The sequence below is a fragment of the Paenibacillus sp. ALE3 genome (assembly GCF_054113405.1).
The window spans coordinates 5,266,283-5,283,825 of the sequence record NZ_CM134214.1; the positions used below are offsets into that span (position 1 = coordinate 5,266,283).

The 17,543-nt window shown below is 47.6% G+C and carries 17 protein-coding genes; all 17 read right to left on the reverse strand.

What is annotated here, in order from left to right:
• Positions 1 to 132 precede the first annotated feature (132 nt).
• Complete coding sequence (locus ACXHJ2_RS23600) at positions 133 to 1,083, reverse strand: peptidyl-prolyl cis-trans isomerase (protein WP_013368699.1); 951 nt, start codon at positions 1,081 to 1,083, stop codon at positions 133 to 135.
• Positions 1,084 to 1,103: 20 nt separating this feature from the next.
• Positions 1,104 to 1,988 carry an Hsp33 family molecular chaperone HslO gene (gene hslO, locus ACXHJ2_RS23605; protein WP_025674491.1) on the reverse strand — a complete coding sequence of 295 codons (885 nt, stop codon included), beginning with the start codon at positions 1,986 to 1,988 and terminating at the stop codon, positions 1,104 to 1,106.
• Positions 1,989 to 2,206: 218 nt separating this feature from the next.
• Positions 2,207 to 2,974 (reverse strand): type III pantothenate kinase, encoded by a 768-nt coding sequence (locus ACXHJ2_RS23610; protein ID WP_013368697.1) that lies wholly within the window; start codon positions 2,972 to 2,974, stop codon positions 2,207 to 2,209.
• Positions 2,975 to 2,980: 6 nt separating this feature from the next.
• Positions 2,981 to 3,871, reverse strand: a complete 891-nt coding sequence (gene nadC / locus ACXHJ2_RS23615; RefSeq protein WP_165083883.1) for a carboxylating nicotinate-nucleotide diphosphorylase — start codon at positions 3,869 to 3,871, stop codon at positions 2,981 to 2,983.
• Positions 3,861 to 5,474 (reverse strand): L-aspartate oxidase, encoded by a 1,614-nt coding sequence (gene nadB, locus ACXHJ2_RS23620; protein WP_165083885.1) that lies wholly within the window; start codon positions 5,472 to 5,474, stop codon positions 3,861 to 3,863. The genes nadC and nadB overlap by 11 nt, the downstream gene beginning before the upstream one ends.
• 280 nt (positions 5,475 to 5,754) lie before the next feature.
• Entirely contained in the window at positions 5,755 to 7,794 is a 2,040-nt protein-coding gene (ftsH, locus tag ACXHJ2_RS23625) for an ATP-dependent zinc metalloprotease FtsH (protein WP_013368694.1), read from the reverse strand.
• Between the two features lie 97 nt (positions 7,795 to 7,891).
• Positions 7,892 to 8,431, reverse strand: coding sequence for a hypoxanthine phosphoribosyltransferase (hpt, locus tag ACXHJ2_RS23630; protein WP_013368693.1), 540 nt, complete (start codon positions 8,429 to 8,431; stop codon positions 7,892 to 7,894).
• Between the two features lie 47 nt (positions 8,432 to 8,478).
• The gene (gene tilS, locus ACXHJ2_RS23635; RefSeq protein ID WP_165083887.1) at positions 8,479 to 9,927 is read right to left on the reverse strand and encodes a tRNA lysidine(34) synthetase TilS; all 1,449 of its coding nucleotides are present in this window, start codon (positions 9,925 to 9,927) and stop codon (positions 8,479 to 8,481) included.
• Between the two features lie 66 nt (positions 9,928 to 9,993).
• Complete coding sequence (locus tag ACXHJ2_RS23640; protein WP_165083889.1) at positions 9,994 to 10,932, reverse strand: protein kinase domain-containing protein; 939 nt, start codon at positions 10,930 to 10,932, stop codon at positions 9,994 to 9,996.
• On the reverse strand, positions 10,916 to 11,665 hold the full coding sequence (locus ACXHJ2_RS23645; protein ID WP_165083891.1) for a vWA domain-containing protein: 750 nt from the start codon (positions 11,663 to 11,665) through the stop codon (positions 10,916 to 10,918). Before ACXHJ2_RS23645 ends, ACXHJ2_RS23640 begins: the two co-directional genes overlap by 17 nt.
• A 126-nt stretch (positions 11,666 to 11,791) precedes the next feature.
• A complete protein-coding gene (spoIIE, locus tag ACXHJ2_RS23650) occupies positions 11,792 to 14,299 on the reverse strand; it encodes a stage II sporulation protein E (protein ID WP_165083893.1) in 2,508 nt (835 codons plus the stop codon).
• Positions 14,300 to 14,805: 506 nt separating this feature from the next.
• Positions 14,806 to 15,321, reverse strand: a complete 516-nt coding sequence (locus ACXHJ2_RS23655) for a S1 domain-containing RNA-binding protein (RefSeq protein WP_013368688.1) — start codon at positions 15,319 to 15,321, stop codon at positions 14,806 to 14,808.
• Positions 15,322 to 15,444: 123 nt separating this feature from the next.
• The gene (locus tag ACXHJ2_RS23660) at positions 15,445 to 15,774 is read right to left on the reverse strand and encodes an FtsB family cell division protein (RefSeq protein WP_165083895.1); all 330 of its coding nucleotides are present in this window, start codon (positions 15,772 to 15,774) and stop codon (positions 15,445 to 15,447) included.
• 4 nt (positions 15,775 to 15,778) lie between these two features.
• Positions 15,779 to 16,357, reverse strand: a complete 579-nt coding sequence (gene yabQ, locus ACXHJ2_RS23665; protein ID WP_058831394.1) for a spore cortex biosynthesis protein YabQ — start codon at positions 16,355 to 16,357, stop codon at positions 15,779 to 15,781.
• Positions 16,354 to 16,638 carry a sporulation protein YabP gene (gene yabP / locus ACXHJ2_RS23670; protein ID WP_013368685.1) on the reverse strand — a complete coding sequence of 95 codons (285 nt, stop codon included), beginning with the start codon at positions 16,636 to 16,638 and terminating at the stop codon, positions 16,354 to 16,356. Before yabP ends, yabQ begins: the two co-directional genes overlap by 4 nt.
• Before the next feature lie 186 nt (positions 16,639 to 16,824).
• Positions 16,825 to 17,103 carry an RNA-binding S4 domain-containing protein gene (locus ACXHJ2_RS23675; RefSeq protein ID WP_014599342.1) on the reverse strand — a complete coding sequence of 93 codons (279 nt, stop codon included), beginning with the start codon at positions 17,101 to 17,103 and terminating at the stop codon, positions 16,825 to 16,827.
• A complete protein-coding gene (locus ACXHJ2_RS23680) occupies positions 17,103 to 17,375 on the reverse strand; it encodes an HU family DNA-binding protein (protein WP_007428028.1) in 273 nt (90 codons plus the stop codon). The genes ACXHJ2_RS23675 and ACXHJ2_RS23680 overlap by 1 nt, the downstream gene beginning before the upstream one ends.
• Between the last annotated feature and the right edge of the window lie 168 nt (positions 17,376 to 17,543).

Consider the following 17,543-nt stretch of genomic DNA (forward strand, 5'->3'; position numbering starts at 1 on the left):
AAAATAGTTGGTTTTATACGCTAATCATAACAATCTTCAATTCCAATGTCAATACAAGTAAATAAGCCAATAGGCTGTTCTCCCGCGTTATCGGCACCGTATCTTCATCAAAAGCAAGATCCTTTCACTATGCTAAAGAGAAGCAGAGGGTGCCTCTTTCCCAGATAAAATACGAGCTCCATATTTATCACGCAGACTCTTTTCGACCTCGTCCAAAGGAGCGGCTTGTGCAAGCGCAAGAGAGCGGCGGATTTGCTGACGAATTTGCTGCTTATCGGGAGAATTCTTTAGTCTGACATCCTGTACATAAATGACCGCATAGCCATCATTAACAGAGATGGGACCTGCAACATCCCCGGAGCTTAGTTCTCTCGCCGCCTTCATGACTGCCTCTGGTTGAAATGGATCATATTCATCCAACCATCCCAACTGTCCGCTGTGATCCTCGCCAAGAGGGTTACCTGAGACTGAATGCTCCCGAAGCAGCATGTCGAAGCTTTCTCCTTGCTTGACCCGATCGAGCAACGTCTCTGCTTCCTCTGCTTTAGCCACATAAATAGCTGCAAGTTTGATCTGCTTACCAACGGCAAACTCTTCGGGGTGCTGTTCCCAATACTCGTCAATCTCCGTTTCCTCAACCTGAATACCTTGGGTGGCTATTTTCTCCAAGCCAATCCGGTACTCCGCTTCATTCCGCAAGTCAACCGGATTTAAGCCAAACTGTCGCTGCATTTCCTCAAAGTAGGCATGTTCTGAGTCGTACCCTTTACTATCCTGCTCCAGCACTTGCTGTAAATCCTCTTGGGTGATCTTAATACCGAGACGCTTGGCTTCAGCCTGCACGGCTTTACGATTCAACATTTGCAACAGCGTATTCGTTCCATATCGCTTTTTCAGTTCCGCTACCCACTGTTCCTCCGATATGCCTTCCTGACCCATCTCCGCCACAGTATGATCGCCGTCATCCTTGCTTACATCACCCGGCTTTAACAGCCCCCGAAGCATGATAAGACCACCCAAGGCGGCGACGCTAACGGTCAGAATAATGACAGCTGTCCATAATCCCTTTTCCCGTGTAGTCATCGCTTGCACCGCCCATCCGGTTAGGCCTTGGCTTGATCTAACAGATTTTGCAATTCATCCTTATTAAACTGATAAGCCTCATTACAAAAGTGACACACGACCTCAGCCTGTCCTTCTTCCTCAATTAATTGCTTTAATTCACTTTCTCCCAGACTGATCAATGTTTTTTCCACGCGCTCGCGTGAGCACTCACATTGAAAATGGATATCCATTTCATCCAGAACTCGAACGTCCGGCAGCATCCAACGCAGCATTTCATCAAGCTCCAGCCCTTGATCCAGCAGAGCGGTAACGGGTGGAATTGAGCCAACTGCATTTTCGATAGCAGTAATCTCATCATCATTCAGACCTGGAAGCAATTGAATAATAAATCCGCCGGCCACAATAACGGAGTTATCCGTATCTACCAGCACACCCAAACCCACCGCTGACGGAGTCTGTTCGGATTTGGCAAAATAATAGGTAAAGTCCTCACCGAGCTCACCGGAAATAATCGGGATACTACCGCGGTACGGTTCCTTTAACCCCAAATCCTTGATAATATGAATGAATCCCTCTGTACCTACGGCACCCGCTACATCCAGTTTGCCCATACTATTGCTCGGCAAATGCACGTGTGGTTCAGTAACATAACCCCGCACTTCTCCTACAGCATTGGCATCAACGACAATTTGCCCAATCGGTCCATCGCCTTTGACTTGAATGGTCAATCGTTCTTTGCCTTTTAGCATAGAACCCATAATTGCACCCGCTGTGAGGGTTCGTCCCAAAGCAGCGGTTGCCGTAGGATAAGTATCATGTCTTCTCCGCAACTCCTCTACCAATTGAGTTGTCCGAACTGCAAAAGCTCTGACCCTTCCATCCATGGCTGTGCCGCGAATAAGTCGATCCTGTTTATTTTCCATTTTGATATCCTCCCCTATTATCCAAGGCAGCCATGCTGCTTATTTTCGTTAGTATTCCCTCATCCTTGAAGCATCATTTCCTACTATATAAACAACCTGCATCTACAGATCACGCGAATTGTTCAAAAACGTAACATATTTCAGTATAGACGAAAAACGCCGCTAATCCAAACCGATAAGATCGTCGGCTTGACTCAGCGGCAACTTATATCTACTTTTTATTCGGCGTTACGTTGGTAAATGATGCGTAATCCTTCGAGCGTCAACATCGGCAACACTTTCTGAATGCTCTCTGTCTCTGATGCGATTAGCTCTGCAAGACCTCCGGTGGCAATAACCGTGGGTTCCACCTGCATTTCTTCCTTAATGCGCCTCACAATGCCATCCACTTGTCCAGCATAACCGAAAATAATCCCGGCTTGCATGGCGTGGACTGTATTCCGACCAATAACCTTTTTGGGTTTTTCCAACTCAATACGAGGGAGCTTGGAAGCCCGTTGATACAGTGCCTCCGTCGAAATGCCGATACCGGGCACAATGACTCCACCCAGGTAGTTTCCCTTATCATCAATACAATCAAACGTGGTCGCTGTTCCAAAATCCACCACAACGAGAGGTCCACCGAATCGTTCTACAGCCGCAACAGCGTTCACGATCCGATCCGCGCCTACTTCACGCGGATTCTCATAACGCAGATTAAGACCGGTCTTGATTCCCGGTCCGACGATTAACGGCGTTTTGCCTATATATTTATCGCACATTTCCTCTAATACACGGACCAATGGCGGAACGACAGAGGAAATAATAACTCCCTGAATGTCATCCTTTAACACGCCGCCCATACTAAAAAGATTATGTATGAGTACGCCGTATTCATCTGCGGTTGCCTGTCTGGAGGTGCTGATCCGGTAGTGATGCAACAGCTCGCGCCCTTCATAGATCCCCAGAACAATATTGGTATTACCTACATCCACTACAAGAATCAATGGGTGTCACCTATCTTTCTTAGCGTTAAGGTCAAGGCTGATATCCAGATTATGAAAAGAGTATGTCAGCCTGCCTACAGAAATCACATCTACGCCGCTCTCAGCCATCTCACGCACTGTATCCAGCGATACATTGCCTGAGGCTTCTGTCTTGACGTGTGGGGCCTGTTCACGAATGAAGCGAACGGCTTCCTTCATATCTGGGACGGACATGTTATCCAGCATAATAATATCCGCCCCAGCCTCCAGAGCTTCCCGGACTTGCGTCATGTTTTCCGTCTCTACTTCAATCGTCATTGTATGCGGTATGTGCGCGCGCGCTCGGCTCACTGCCTGTGCAATCCCACCCGCGCCCTTAATATGATTATCCTTAATCATAACAGCATCGTATAGACCAAAGCGATGATTCGAGCCGCCACCTACACGCACAGCATACTTCTCCAACAGTCGATGCCCTGGTGTTGTTTTACGTGTGTCCACCAAGCGCGTGGAAAGTCCGTGCAATTGATCTATAAAAGTTCGCGTCCGCGTTGCAATACCGGACATCCGCTGGAGTAAATTTAACGCCAATCGCTCCCCGGTCAAAATCGCATGAGTACTTCCACTCACTTCTGCCAAAACGCTCCCCTTTTCAATCCACTGACCATCGGTCACCAACGGAGTGAACGACAAGGAAGGGTCCACTACTCGAAATACAATTTCCGCCACAGGTAAACCCGCAATCACGCCGCTCTCCTTGGCATGAATGACAGCCTTGGATTGGTGGCTCGGCTCAATCGTCCAACGTGTGGTCACATCGCCAGAACCTGTATCTTCTCGCAGCCAGCTGCGAATTTGTGCCGTCAGTTCCTCCTGATATCCGCTAAACTCTCCATAAAGCTCGCTGTTAGATGTCATGAACGCTCTCCTCCGTTATGCCTTGCTCACGTCGCTGCTGAACATGCTTTCGCCACTTGCAATCATCTGTCTCAGGGAAGTCCTCACGATAGTGTGCCCCCCGACTCTCCTCACGCAGCAACGCACCATCTGCTACTAATAAAGCACAGGTGAGCAAATTGGCGAATTCGATCTCTTCCCGACTGGTGATCACAGCCTGAAAGGCAGTCACTAGCCCGCGCAGCTCTTCTAAAGCTGCTTGCAGCCCTTCACTATGCCGACGAACTCCAGCATAATGAACCATCGTTTCTTGCAGCTTATACCGCTGTTCCGCGACGGATGAAGCCTGAAACTCTGCACGGTTATCATTGTAAGATATCAAAGTATGGCCAACCAGCGGTGGCAATGAATGCAGCCGCTCGATAATCCTGCTGGCGAACACAATAGCTTCAGATAACGAATTGCTCGCCAGACGATTAGCGCCGTGAACACCTGTGGAAGAGGTCTCACCACAGGCGAACAAACGCCTAATGGAGCTTTCCCCGTATAGATTAGTCTGGACACCACCCATCATATAATGGGCAGCAGTAGCAATGGGAATCCAGCCTGTCGTCATATCCAAACCATATGACAGACATGTCTGATAAATCGTTGGAAAGCGTTGCTTTACCCGCTCAGGCGGCTCGTGTGTAATATCCAGGTATACAAACGTAGCCTGGGTGCGTTCCATCTCATGGATGATCGCACGAGCTACGATATCTCTGGGCGCAAGCTCCTGCCGGGAATCATACTTGTCCATGAAGCGTTCTCCATGCATGTTGCGTAACACGGCACCTTCTCCCCGTACGGCTTCGGAAATTAGAAACCTTGGAGCGCCCGGATGGCACAAGGCCGTAGGATGAAACTGTACGAACTCCATATCCCGTACAACCGCCCCAGCACGATATGCCATAGCAATACCGTCCCCAGTTGCGATATCCGGGTTAGTCGTATAACGGTATAATTGCCCGCTACCTCCTGAACACAAAATGGTTGCATTGGCAGTGATATACGACCTTTCTCCATCTGGCATTTGGACGAGGGCTCCAATACACTCACCATGCTCAGTCAGCAGGTCAATGACCATACACTCTTCCCACACCTCGATACCGGGATGGGCAGCAACCTGCTGTGATAAGGCACGCACGATTTCATAACCGGTGGCATCTCCATTTGCATGCAAAATGCGACGATGACTATGCGCCCCTTCTCGGGTCAGCGCTAGTTCACCATCCACACGGTCAAAGGCTGTCCCCAATCGTATTAACTCTTTAATACCGTCTGGGCCTTCATGAACAAGCGTTCTGACCGCCTCGGGTTCACACAGACCTGCACCAGCAATCAGAGTATCTTGCATGTGATAAGCTGGTGTATCCTCGTCCGATGTGACAGCAGCAATGCCGCCTTGAGCATAACGTGTGTTGCTTTCCATTAAAGTTTTCTTGGTAATCAGCAACACTTTCCGATTCTCCGCAGCCTTAATCGCCGTATATAAGCCCGCAATGCCGGAGCCGATAATCAAGACGTCGGCTTCGTATTGGGTCAATTCCGCTACATCAAAATCAACTAGATATCTTGGAATCATGCCTTCACCTGATTTCACAGAAGAATAGCGCACACCATAGATTGTACAGTATGCGCTCACGGAATATGTTCAAAATGATAGTAAGTCGATTGCAACGACTGTTGGCCTTTTAAGCTAAGAAGGCTAAAGCCGTTTATTTAACAATAAATGTACACAACGTTCCTTTGTCTGTCAAATCACGTTAGCAATAATCTTCCATATTTAAAAAAGCTCCGGAAAACCAGTAGGATCTGGTTCCCCGAAGCTTACATATATGCTTATTCAACTATCCATCAGATGATCAGGTTGTTGTCGGTGGAGTACCACCGGAATTGCCTGAATTGTTATCATCCTCTGGCTTTTTCAGATTAGGGATATCGTTTGGTTGATCCGTTGTATTCTTAGGTTCGTCATCCTTACCTTGAATACGTACACGAACATCTCCGATATTATCGATCACAGGTTCACCGTTTTCTGGTGTTCCTTCTCCCTCATTCGTATTGCCATCCAAAGAACCTGTCTCGATCAAACGTTTGATTTGTTCAAGTTCCAGAGTTTCTTCTTCCAGCAATGTTTGAGCGATCAAATGAACCTCTTTGGAATACTTCGTCAAGAGTTCTCTAGCACGCTCATAAGAGTCAGTGATGAAGCGATTCATCTCCTGGTCAATCTGATAAGCGATCTGATCACTGTAGTTCTGCTCATGACCGATATCGCGTCCAAGGAATACTTGACCTTGGGAAGTTCCAAACTGCATCGGGCCGAGCTTCTCACTCATACCATATTCTACGATCATACTACGCGCAATGCTTGTCGCTTGCTGGAAGTCACTATAAGCCCCTGTTCCGATCTCACCAATAAACAGCTCCTCGGAAACACGTCCACCCAGCAATCCAGTGATTTTGTCCAGCAATTCCTGCTTGGTTGTCAGCATGCGGTCTTCCTTCGGAAGCATGATGACATATCCACCTGCACGTCCACGTGGAATAATAGTTACCTTGTGAACCATATCGGCATTCTCTAGGAAGTAACCGATAATCGTATGCCCTGCTTCATGATAAGCTACAATTCGTTTCTCGCGGTCACTGATTACGCGGCTGCGTTTTTCAGTACCTACGATAACGCGGTCGATCGCTTCATCTACTTCTCGCATCGAAATATCTCTGCGGTTGCGACGAGCCGCCAGCAAGGCAGCTTCGTTCAACAGGTTTTCCAGATCAGCGCCCGTAAAGCCTGTTGTACGTTTCGCAATGACGTCCAATTTAACATCCTTCGTTAATGGTTTGTTGCGTGCATGTACATGCAATACTGCTTCGCGACCTTTAACATCTGGACGGTCAACCGTAATTTGACGGTCAAAACGACCTGGACGAAGCAAGGCCGGATCAAGAATATCCGGACGGTTAGTAGCAGCAACGATAATGATGCCTTCGTTTGCGCCGAATCCATCCATCTCTACGAGCAATTGGTTGAGCGTTTGCTCACGTTCATCATGTCCGCCACCCAATCCGGCGCCACGTTGACGTCCAACGGCATCAATTTCATCAATGAAAATGATACAAGGTGCGTTCTTCTTCGCATTCTCGAACAAGTCACGAACACGGGAAGCACCGACCCCTACGAACATTTCTACAAAATCAGAACCCGAGATACTGAAAAACGGCACTCCGGCCTCACCTGCAACAGCTCTCGCCAAGAGTGTTTTACCCGTACCTGGAGGGCCTACTAACAAAACCCCTTTTGGAATACGAGCACCCACAGCTGCGAACTTGCGTGGGTCCTTCAAGAATTCTACGACTTCGACAAGCTCCTGTTTCTCTTCGTCAGCCCCTGCTACGTCTTCGAAGGTAACTTTCTTCTTCTCTTCGTTATACAGACGGGCTTTGCTCTTGCCGAAGTTCATTACTTTGCCGCCACCGCCCTGTGCCTGATTAAACAGGAAGAAGAACAACAGGAACATGATCACCAAAGGAATGATAGAAGTCAAAAATGTCAGCCAAATACTTTCGCCTTCCATTTTCTTCTGCACGTATTCAAACCCGTTCGTTTCGCTGGCATTCACCAGTTCACTTAGTGCTTGATCCGTTGGCGGAACGTATACGGAAAAATTGGTTGATTTAGCATTAGCCGGCTGCTTCTTATATGCACCGGTTACAAGATAGGCGTAACCGTCAAATTGGACCGTTACTTTAGAGATGTTATTAGCTTTAACCTCTTGCCGTAATTGGTCATATCTAGGGAGATCGGAGGCTTCGTTACTGTTGCTAACAAACTGAACGATACCCACCACAACTAAAAAAAGAATCAAATAAAAACCAGAATTCCGGATGAACCGATTCATCCCCTACCTCCTCTCGAGACACTTAAGTTATTTTACCATAGCCTGTAAGCCCTTCTCAACAAAGGACCCTATTTAGTCCTAGGACTGGAGGCTGAGATTAGCTGGTGTAGATTTCCGGCTTCAAAATCCCTATGTATGGGAGGTTCCGGTAATGCTCGGCATAGTCCAGACCGTAGCCGACAACAAACGCATCCGGAAGTGTAAATCCGGTGTAATCAGCTTCAAGATTAACGGTCCGGCGTGCAGGCTTGTCGAACAAAGTTACGACACATACCGAATTGGCATTACGATTCTTAAGCAATTCAATCAAATGTGTCAGCGTCAGACCACTGTCGATAATATCTTCGACAATCAGAACATCGCGTCCTTCCACTGAAGCGTCCAAATCTTTAATGATTTTAACAACGCCCGATGATTTGGTGGATACTCCATAACTAGATACAGCCATGAAATCAAGTTCCAACGGCACTGTAATGGATTTAACCAAATCTGCCATAAAGATAAACGCACCCTTCAGCACGCAAATCACCAATGGATTTTTTCCTTCATATTTCACGCTAAGCTGTGCGCCCAATTCCTTGATTTTACTCTGAATCTCTTCTTCACTGATCAATACTTCCTGAATATCATTTTGCAACGGTGTAAACCTCCTAAGTTTATACTATGAAAGCCGTTCCTGCGCAATTACTGGTGCCCCGGACTCTCTCGTCTTTGCCATGACATATATATAACCGAAGACGTGTGCTTTTGCACCGCAGCATGTACAGAACGTCGTACGCCCGGAATCCAGAGAACAACTCCAGAGTGGTCGCAGACGATAGGAATAACGGAACGCATTAAAGGAGGTATTTTTTCATCAATAAAAATATCTTTAACCTTTTTTCTTCCGTTTAATCCCATTACATACATGGTATCTCCAGGTAATCGCGAACGTACAGTCAACGGCAAAGTCAATTCGTCTGCGTCGAACCATGCTTCTTCCTCATTCGCCGGATGGTGTCCATCCCAATAGGAAGCTCTTCGCCACCGGAGTATACCACCCGCTTCAGGCAACTCCAGCTCACCGGAAATAGGCAATACGCTCAGTCCATAGCTCCATTCACCCATAACGACTTGCGTACGGTCAAACAAAACCGCCTGGTCATATTCACGGACTCCAACCGCACCGCCGCCCAAGTCCAAGCTCCACGTAGAAGATGCCTCTTGGAGAAGTCTTAGTCGAACGGTCTCAATTTTACGAAAATCAAAATTTTCACTGCCCGAAGGCAGATAATTTAATATTAGTTTAATCAACCTCCGTTGTAAAGCAACGGATAGCTTACGATATGAAGCGATGGAAAACATGTACCTGCCATTATTGAAGTGCACCATTTTCTCATATGCTGACAGTGTAGCTGCCTCCATAAAATCATTTTCGTCAGCCATCGTTTCGGCCAGCCGATTCAGGGACGGTGTCAGTTGCTCATTATATTGCCCCAAAAAAGGGAGCACATCCATGCGGATAGCATTACGACGGTATTTAGACGATAAATTAGTGCTGTCTGTCACATAGGAAAGACCATAAAAGTTGCAATACGCAATCAAGTCAGTCTTGTACATACGAAGTAGCGGGCGAATGAGTTGCACATTTTTTTCATTGCGTGCCAAACGCATACCCGCCAAACCCGCTGGTCCGCTACCGCGCAGCAAGTGCAAGAGAACTGTCTCCGCTTGATCATCGCCATGGTGAGCCATAGCAATATGCTGTGCCTCCCACTTCGTAGCCGTATCATGTAAAAAGCTGTACCGTAGCTCACGGGCGGCTTCCTGTGGACCCTTACCGCTCTCCTTCATATAAGCGGGTGCATCCACCCGAATCATTTCAAATGGAAGCTTGAGCTTTCGGGCAATATTGTGTACCTCTTCAGCCTCCGCATCCGATTCCTCTGGCCTGAAGCCATGATGAACATGAGCGCAGACGAGTTGTAATGGCATATGTATAACGGATATTTCATGTAAAATGTGCAAAAGGGCCACCGAATCCGGTCCACCGGATACAGCAACCACAATGCAGTCTCCGGGGCTCCACAGTGAATGTTCTCGCGCCAAAGCGAGTACTTCCTGTACAACACCGGTCGGTTTTGTTGTTCCCATTTACGACCCTCTTTTCTCCCGACCGTAAAAATGATGATCCTCTGTTATCTTATGTAAGTCATGCTGCTACCTTAACGCAATCCAGAGCGCTCCGGCAAGCAGCAAAAGCGATACCGTAAAAGCATATCCCAGCCAGCGTGGATTTCCTCTTTTGACAGATGATTGCCTGACATGTGCGGAAGCCAGACGCGACCAAGCTCGGGCCGCTGCACGAGTATCGGAATATTCTCCGCGCACTGCACCCAGCAGCCATTCGGCGTAGGGGCGCAATATACGGCTGCGACGAATGATGACTGTCAATTCTACCGTATTACGTAGCTGTGGTAGCCTGCTCGCAGCTGCCTTTAACGATTCGCTCTCTAATATATGAATCGTTAGAAGAGCAAAGGCAAACAGGTCATACTGGGGATCAGCATTTCGGCTACCAGCATTCCAGAATCCCCTGTCGTACCATTCTGTAAATTGTTTAACACTCCGACCTGCAAGGGACACCCCGCCATAATCAATCAACTCAGCCTCTCCATAGGCATTGACCAATATATTTTGAGGCTTCAGGTCGCCAAACACCCATCCTGCCTGATGGAGATCGGCCAGACGATTCAGTATGCCAGTTCCAGCCACACCATACCACTCAGACCCTTTGGCTGCCACAAATTTATGAAGCGGATCTCCTTTGACGTATCGCATAACATAAAAGGGGATCTCCCCACTACGTAACACTACATCATCCACCTCAAACAAGAAGGAAGGATTTCCATTACGCTGGAGGGCAGCCTGAGTCCCTTGAGACTGTAATGTGGTCAGCACATTAATCTCCGATTGCAGATCAAGCGTGTTCTTTCCCATTTTGAGAGCAAATTGCCGATCGGCCTGTGCTTCTTTTACCAAATATACAGTTCCGTTCGCTCCCCGGCCCAGCAAGCGCTGGATGACATAGCTACTCCGCTTCCACTTGCCCTTGATGACCGTTCCGGGTGCAAGAACGGGATCAGACGACGTAGTCACCGAGCATCCCTTCTCCTTTGCTATAGGATTCTTCCAGATCTTTCTGTTCCCCTAGTGTAACATATCGGTAATAATCAATCACTTGTAAAATGGCCGGTCCTGTCGGTGTCGCTCCTTTCATCCGCAAGCGTCCGAATATCGATTTGATCTGGTCAAGCTCAGAGGTCCACCCGATATCCATGACTGCGTCTTCTCCCATTCGTCCGCCCGGGAAATGAAATACAGATATACGGCTGAGTCCGCTTCTGGACTGTAAGCTGAGCAGCAAATCGCGGATACTGTCCTCTACAGCAGGTAGCTTGGGCTTCATGCTTGCACTTGCATCAATGAGTAAAGCAATTTCCAGAGGGCTTGTTTCTGTCAATTCATCCATTACCTCAACTACCTGGGCTCGTTTGGCCGGAGGCAGTTCACCGATATGCCGGGCACCGCCCTCACCCAAAATGTGCGTTAACTCTCTATTAACCGCCTGCTGAATCGTTTGAACCACTGTTTTGCGCGTCATCATCTGCATGGTTTGCGCTAACTGCTTCGTACCGACGATTTGGCTAAACCCTCCCCCTGCTTTAGCAATTTCCTGAATCTCTACGCTCCCAAGCTCGCCGATGGTTCCGTAGTCTATGACTCCAGCGACGTTCACTGTAATTCCCTCCCGTAAAGCTTGGGCAGCCGCCATAACTGGGCTAACACCTACGTTAGAGCATCCATCTGTAATGATCAAAATTTGCTTCATCGCTTTTTGACCTCCGCTTCCTCTTAATCTATTCCGATAGATTCTATCTTTGCCTAATCCGGAACGATTCAAACGAAGGATGCGGATTTTTAAAAATGTATAAGGAATTTCCCGGGCAATGTCAGTCTAGCTCACCGTCCGTGGACGTTCTAACCACCTCATGCCGGGTACATGGAGAGTTGCCCACTCTGGGTGAAAATGATCTATTTTACTAACAACTACAGTCATATCATCATAGATTTGATTTTGTTGGTATCGAATAACCCGTTCTAGCAAACAGTCAGCCAATTGCTGTGGATCTTCACTTTCAATTTCCTGAATCATGCGTTTCATCCATATCTCTTTATTGACTGCATAACCCGGTGAATCGTATATACCGTCTGTAATCATAATGAGAATATCCCCCGGCTGGAGTTGCAGCGAAACCAAATCAACTTCGATATCCTGTATAATGCCAATCGGTAAATTGCTGGCAGATACGGGAATGACCTCCTCTCCTCTTTTAATAAAGCTCGGTGTAGATCCAATCTTCATAAAGGTTGTCCGGGCCGTATACTGATCAATCAGCGCCATATCCACCGTAGCATACATTTCCTCAGGTGATCGGAGCATCAGGACAGAGTTAACCGACTTGATCGCCAATTTTTCGTCCATACCCGATTGCAGTAGTTCTTCCAAAATGTTAAGTGCTGCACTGCTCTCTTGCTGCGCACGCTCTCCGTTCCCCATACCATCGCTTAAAGAGACTGCGAAAGTCCCATTCCCTAGCTCCATCATGCTGTAGCTGTCTCCTGAGAAGAAATCGCCTCCTTTGGCGGCACTAGCTACTCCTGTAGCAATCTCATATGTTTTGGCAGAGCCGAACATGACTGTAGCCAAGCCTTGGCGGCGATCTGCCGCCGTTTCGCGCATGACAGCTATATGCTCGTCTAGTATGTCCGACAGCAGTGGAGCAATAATTTTCCGACATTCATCAAATCCCCTTGTATAGGCGTGGACAATCTCAATTTCAACCTGGCCTGCATCCAGGCTAATAATTTCGATGGATTGGATGGACAAGCCCAGTCTATCAAGAGCCTCTCGGATTTGCTCTTCCTGCCGATGCATGGTCTGCCCTTCCCGCTGAATTTCCCGCGCTAAATCCTCCATAATTTGCGATACACCGGATAGCTGGTCAGCAACAAGCTGACGACTATCGTATACTTGGCGCTTCCACTGCATATTATGCTGGTAGAGACTATACTGCTGTTTCATTACCTGCAGGACAGCGCCCGTTTTGGCACATGCCTTGCTCCATTGCGGCGGCATCTGCTCTGGCTCTAATTCAGGATTGTCCTCAATGGCACTCATCATTTCCGTCATATACTGATGGGTTTGCATAAACTTGCCGTCCCAACACTGCTCGCACTTAAAGCAAGAGGCACATGTTCCTTCCGCCACCGCATTCATAAAGTGTTCGATTTCTCCGTCCGGTTTTGCCCCCTCACTCGCAGATATTTGATGAAAGCTGCGGGATAGCTGGCTGAATACACGGGAAAATTTCGTCACCCGCTCGGCGGTGAGATCACGAACCCTTTTGGCATATTCATGCTGTGACTTGGCGTGATCCTGCGTACCCGGGACATAGGTAGAAACCGCTTTAAAGAAACTTTTTGGAGTCATTAAAAATAATAGGATTGCCGCGCAGCTCTCCCAGGTTGATGTCAGCACGTCCCCAGTCCCATCCAAATAGATCGTCAGAATGGAAGAGCCCAGCAGCATGCCAAGTGCCACTGCACCTTTTCTCCCTTCACGCAGCATCCCTGCCAGCAAACCTGCAAAAGCAAGTAGACTCATTTGCACAATTGCAGACATATTGGCCAGGCTCAAAATTAAACCGGTAATCACACCGACCGAAGCACCCAGGGAAGCACCTCCCACCAAAGCAAACACCAAGACCAAGTATCGTGAAAGTACATGATCGACAGACAGTGAATGAACGGTCCATCCTACTGCTCCCGTCATCACAGAGGCTAATAGAATAATAAGACACAAAATTTCTTCATTTTTGAGCTGGCTTGCCTTCTTGCGGTACGTAAACAGCGGTATGGCCTGGGTGAACACCAATGTAAGCATAAAACTGAGTACCGCATCCGTTCCCACAATGACAAGCTCATACCATGTAAAAGCCGGAGCCATCACGGCGTTAAATAAATTGACCATAAACACAGACAAGAAGACCATAAGCGGGGCATAGGATAATTCCAGACGATCGAAGGTGCGTAGCCCGCGATACAGGAGATAAAATACGATTAACTCACCACCAATCATGAATAACGATGGGTAAGGAGCTAACAGGCTGCCTAGCACAACGGATACAGCTACAGGCAGCATCAGATCACGCCGAAGGAACGTAATGACTGCAAAATAAGCGAGGGCAAAAGGAGAAAGCTCGTCCAAAATAGTGGCGCGTCCCAATAGAACTCCCATAGCTGACAATAGCAGCATCCATCTTTGCGCGGTTACCCATTGCACCATTTTATGTGAATCGAGCCGTTTCTTGAGTCTGGAAGGCCAACCTTCCGTACGCTCTTTGGATTTGGACTTTCTAGATTTTAACCCCGGAAAATGTACCACGTTCCATTTCTCCATCATGCGTCAGGCACCCCATTCATCAATTTGATGTTCCCATCTTAAACCGGAACGATTGAGAAAGTTTGTCAGAACCTCACGTCTTATTCCAAGAAATTTCCGACAAAAAAACGTTCCGCGCGAAAGGACAGAGCATTCCCCTGTACTTCAAGCTACGCCCGTATGGAAGCAGATGGAAGTTGTCTCTCTCTACGCTTTGGACGACCTCTCTATGTCAGTCATCCTGATACCAAATCTAGCGATTTGCACAGAAGATAGACGGAAAACCGTTGGAGTTTGTCGGACGATTATGTCCACACGACAAAAAAAACATCCTACATTTCAGTAGATGCTTCTTCTCTTCTTCATAAAACTACTAATCTTAAAAATGTGCCCGTACAACTCCACCCAAATGTATTGCCTGTAGCCACGGCTTGTCGCATCTCTTGTCGGTAGAACGCAAAAAAAACCGTAGCAGTCTTTCGACTGTACGGTTTTCCGTGTATGGTTGATACGGTTGTCAAAGTGAATTAAACACGCTTCGCGCCGCGTCCTCCGCGTTTACCTTCGGTGTTCTTTTTCAGCGACGAAATGCGTTCCTCACTATCTTTCAGGAAGCGTGACATTTTATCCTCAAATGAAGGTTTACCCGGTGCAGGCTTGAAAGAACGGCCTCCACGATCGCGGTTGAAACCACCACCGCGTCCCTGACTTGGACCTGAACCTCCGCCGCCAAAACGGTCTCCTCCGCCTGGTCCTCCTGTACGCTCCGGTCTTGGAGCTCTTGGGGGACGGGCTTCACTTGCCGGCTTATCAATCGTTTGCTTAATGGAAAGTCCGATTTTGCCATCTTTGTCAACATTAATGACTTTCACCGTCACAACATCATTAATCTTCAGGTGGTCGTTAACATCCTTAACATAATTATCGGCGATTTCCGAGATGTGAACGAGACCCGTGACACCTCCAGACAAATCCACAAATGCTCCAAAATGCGTGATGCCTGTCACTTTGCCCTCTAACTTGGTGCCCACTTCAATTGCCATAGAATAAAATGATCCTCCCTTAAAATATACAACCGATTTTTTTGCAAAAAAATCCCGCTGTGGTGATTTGATTATACAAAATGGCGGAACCAAGGTCAACTAAGCATTGGCCCGATAATACTTCTATTTTTGATCTCCGATGATTGGCGTCTCTTCCGGTTTGTAAAGACCGTACTTGCTTCTAGCAATTTCTCCAATGTACTCAGGGTCCTTGAGACGATTCACTTCGGTTTGAAGCTGTTGTTCCGTTTGTGTAGCAGCTTGCTTCTGTTTTTCCTTCTGGGTGAGCTGTTCATTTCGATCGGCCATGATCATGCCTTGAGAAAAAAAGGTGAATATGGCCCAACTACCAAAGGCGGCAAGCGATAGCAACCAAATCATGATTCGCCTGCGCCCGCCCGCATTGGACTTGGACGTAGGAGATGAATAGCGATCTACAGACGAATTACGCATGATACTACCCCCTTCCAAACCATCGTTTTGCTGTATTTTTCAGTCTGATACCCAGCTTTACGAGCGGATCTGGCGTCTTCCAACGCGCTATAAGCGGACGGATCGACCAAAGAATCGGCTTCCAAACCGGCATCAGGATGTATATCAGCATCCTTCCTAGGAACACAATAAGTGCCCATGTCCATCCGACCAGCTTGCGTAACAGCCGATACAGCGCTAACACCGGAAGAACAATCAGGATGCGCAGTATGCTGTTCACGATCAACGTCAGTCTGCGAACGATCTCTATTAACATTACCACAAAACGTTGGGTTGTAACACTAAAGGCCCAAAAATAGAGCCAAACCCCCAAAAGTAGTCCTAAAAAGACATAAAACCGCAGCTCACCGCGATTACTCGCGTACAGCACACGGAAAATAAACAAAGCCGAGGCCACCCAATACAGCACGTCCAACAAATGAACACTCCAACGGGCAAAATGAAAGCGGATTGACAGCACCCGGTAGCTGTCAAATACCACTCCCATGGTTATGCCCGACAATAGCATCCACGTCAATGTCAGCCATTGTGTGTAAGGGTTCATTTGAAGAGCTTGCCGAATAGGCTTTTTCCGTTTTTGGCCGGGGCCCCAGGCTCCAGGTAGACGAGGGAAGTAATCAGACCTTCAATGGACAGTAGGCCCTCTTCCAGACTGAGGTTTTTGATATGTAAATGTTGTCCGCGAATGGTGAGATGGCCCAGCTCGGTCTGAAGCAAAAACTCTTCACTGTCAAAGCTCTCCACATTGCTGACGCCTGAAATGTCGAGCTGCTTGCGGCTTTGCATGCGCAGATCATGGTGCTTGGACTTCCCTTGTTCAATCATGGCATGTACCCCTCCTTCTGTTCTTAGCTTATGAAGGGGTGGGCATGATTTAGAACCGCTTTGGCTCTTCACGAGCATTTATTAGACAATTAGACAAAAGCTCCTCATATAAAAGAAAAAGCATCCCTTCATACAATATGAAGGAATGCTTCTATGTACAACGTTATGAGAAAATCAGATGTCTGGTTACCAGTTCAAACCGTTGTCCCTGGCAATAGGCTCTTCCTTTACCAAAGTGTACATACTTGCAGCCTCGTCCTTGCGTGTAGTGTCGGCGAGCCGTTCCACTCGCACGGTCACCAGCTTCTGGCCAAATTGGACGGTAATTTCATCGCCTACTTTGACCGCACTGCTCGGCTTGGCTTCGCGTCCATTCACCACGACTCTCCCTTGTTCAGAGACGTCCTTAGCTACTGTACGACGCTTAATCAGCCGCGAGACTTTCAAGAATTTATCAAGACGCATTAGTTAACGGCTTCTTTAAGCTTATTACCAGCTTTAAAAGCAGGAACGGTCGATTCTGGAATTTCAATCGTGTTGCCGGTTTGTGGATTGCGACCTGTACGGCTGGAACGTTTGCGCGTTTCGAAAGTACCAAAGCCGATCAGTTGTACTTTGTCACCACTAGCAAGTGCATCTGTAATTTCACCAAGAACGCCATTCAATACAGCTTCAACGTCACGTTTGCTCAAACCGCTTTTGCTGGAAATATTGTTGATCAGATCTGTCTTGTTCATAAGATAAAAGCCTCCTAAATGTCAAAAAATAATCATCACGCTACATGTCCTTAAATGGAGCATACGTGAGGTCCAACTGTGGCCGAAGCCCTTCCTGAATACCACTGTAACATGTTCAACTATTAGCTACAGTTATTTTCAGAATTACTACAAGTTATTCGGGCTTGT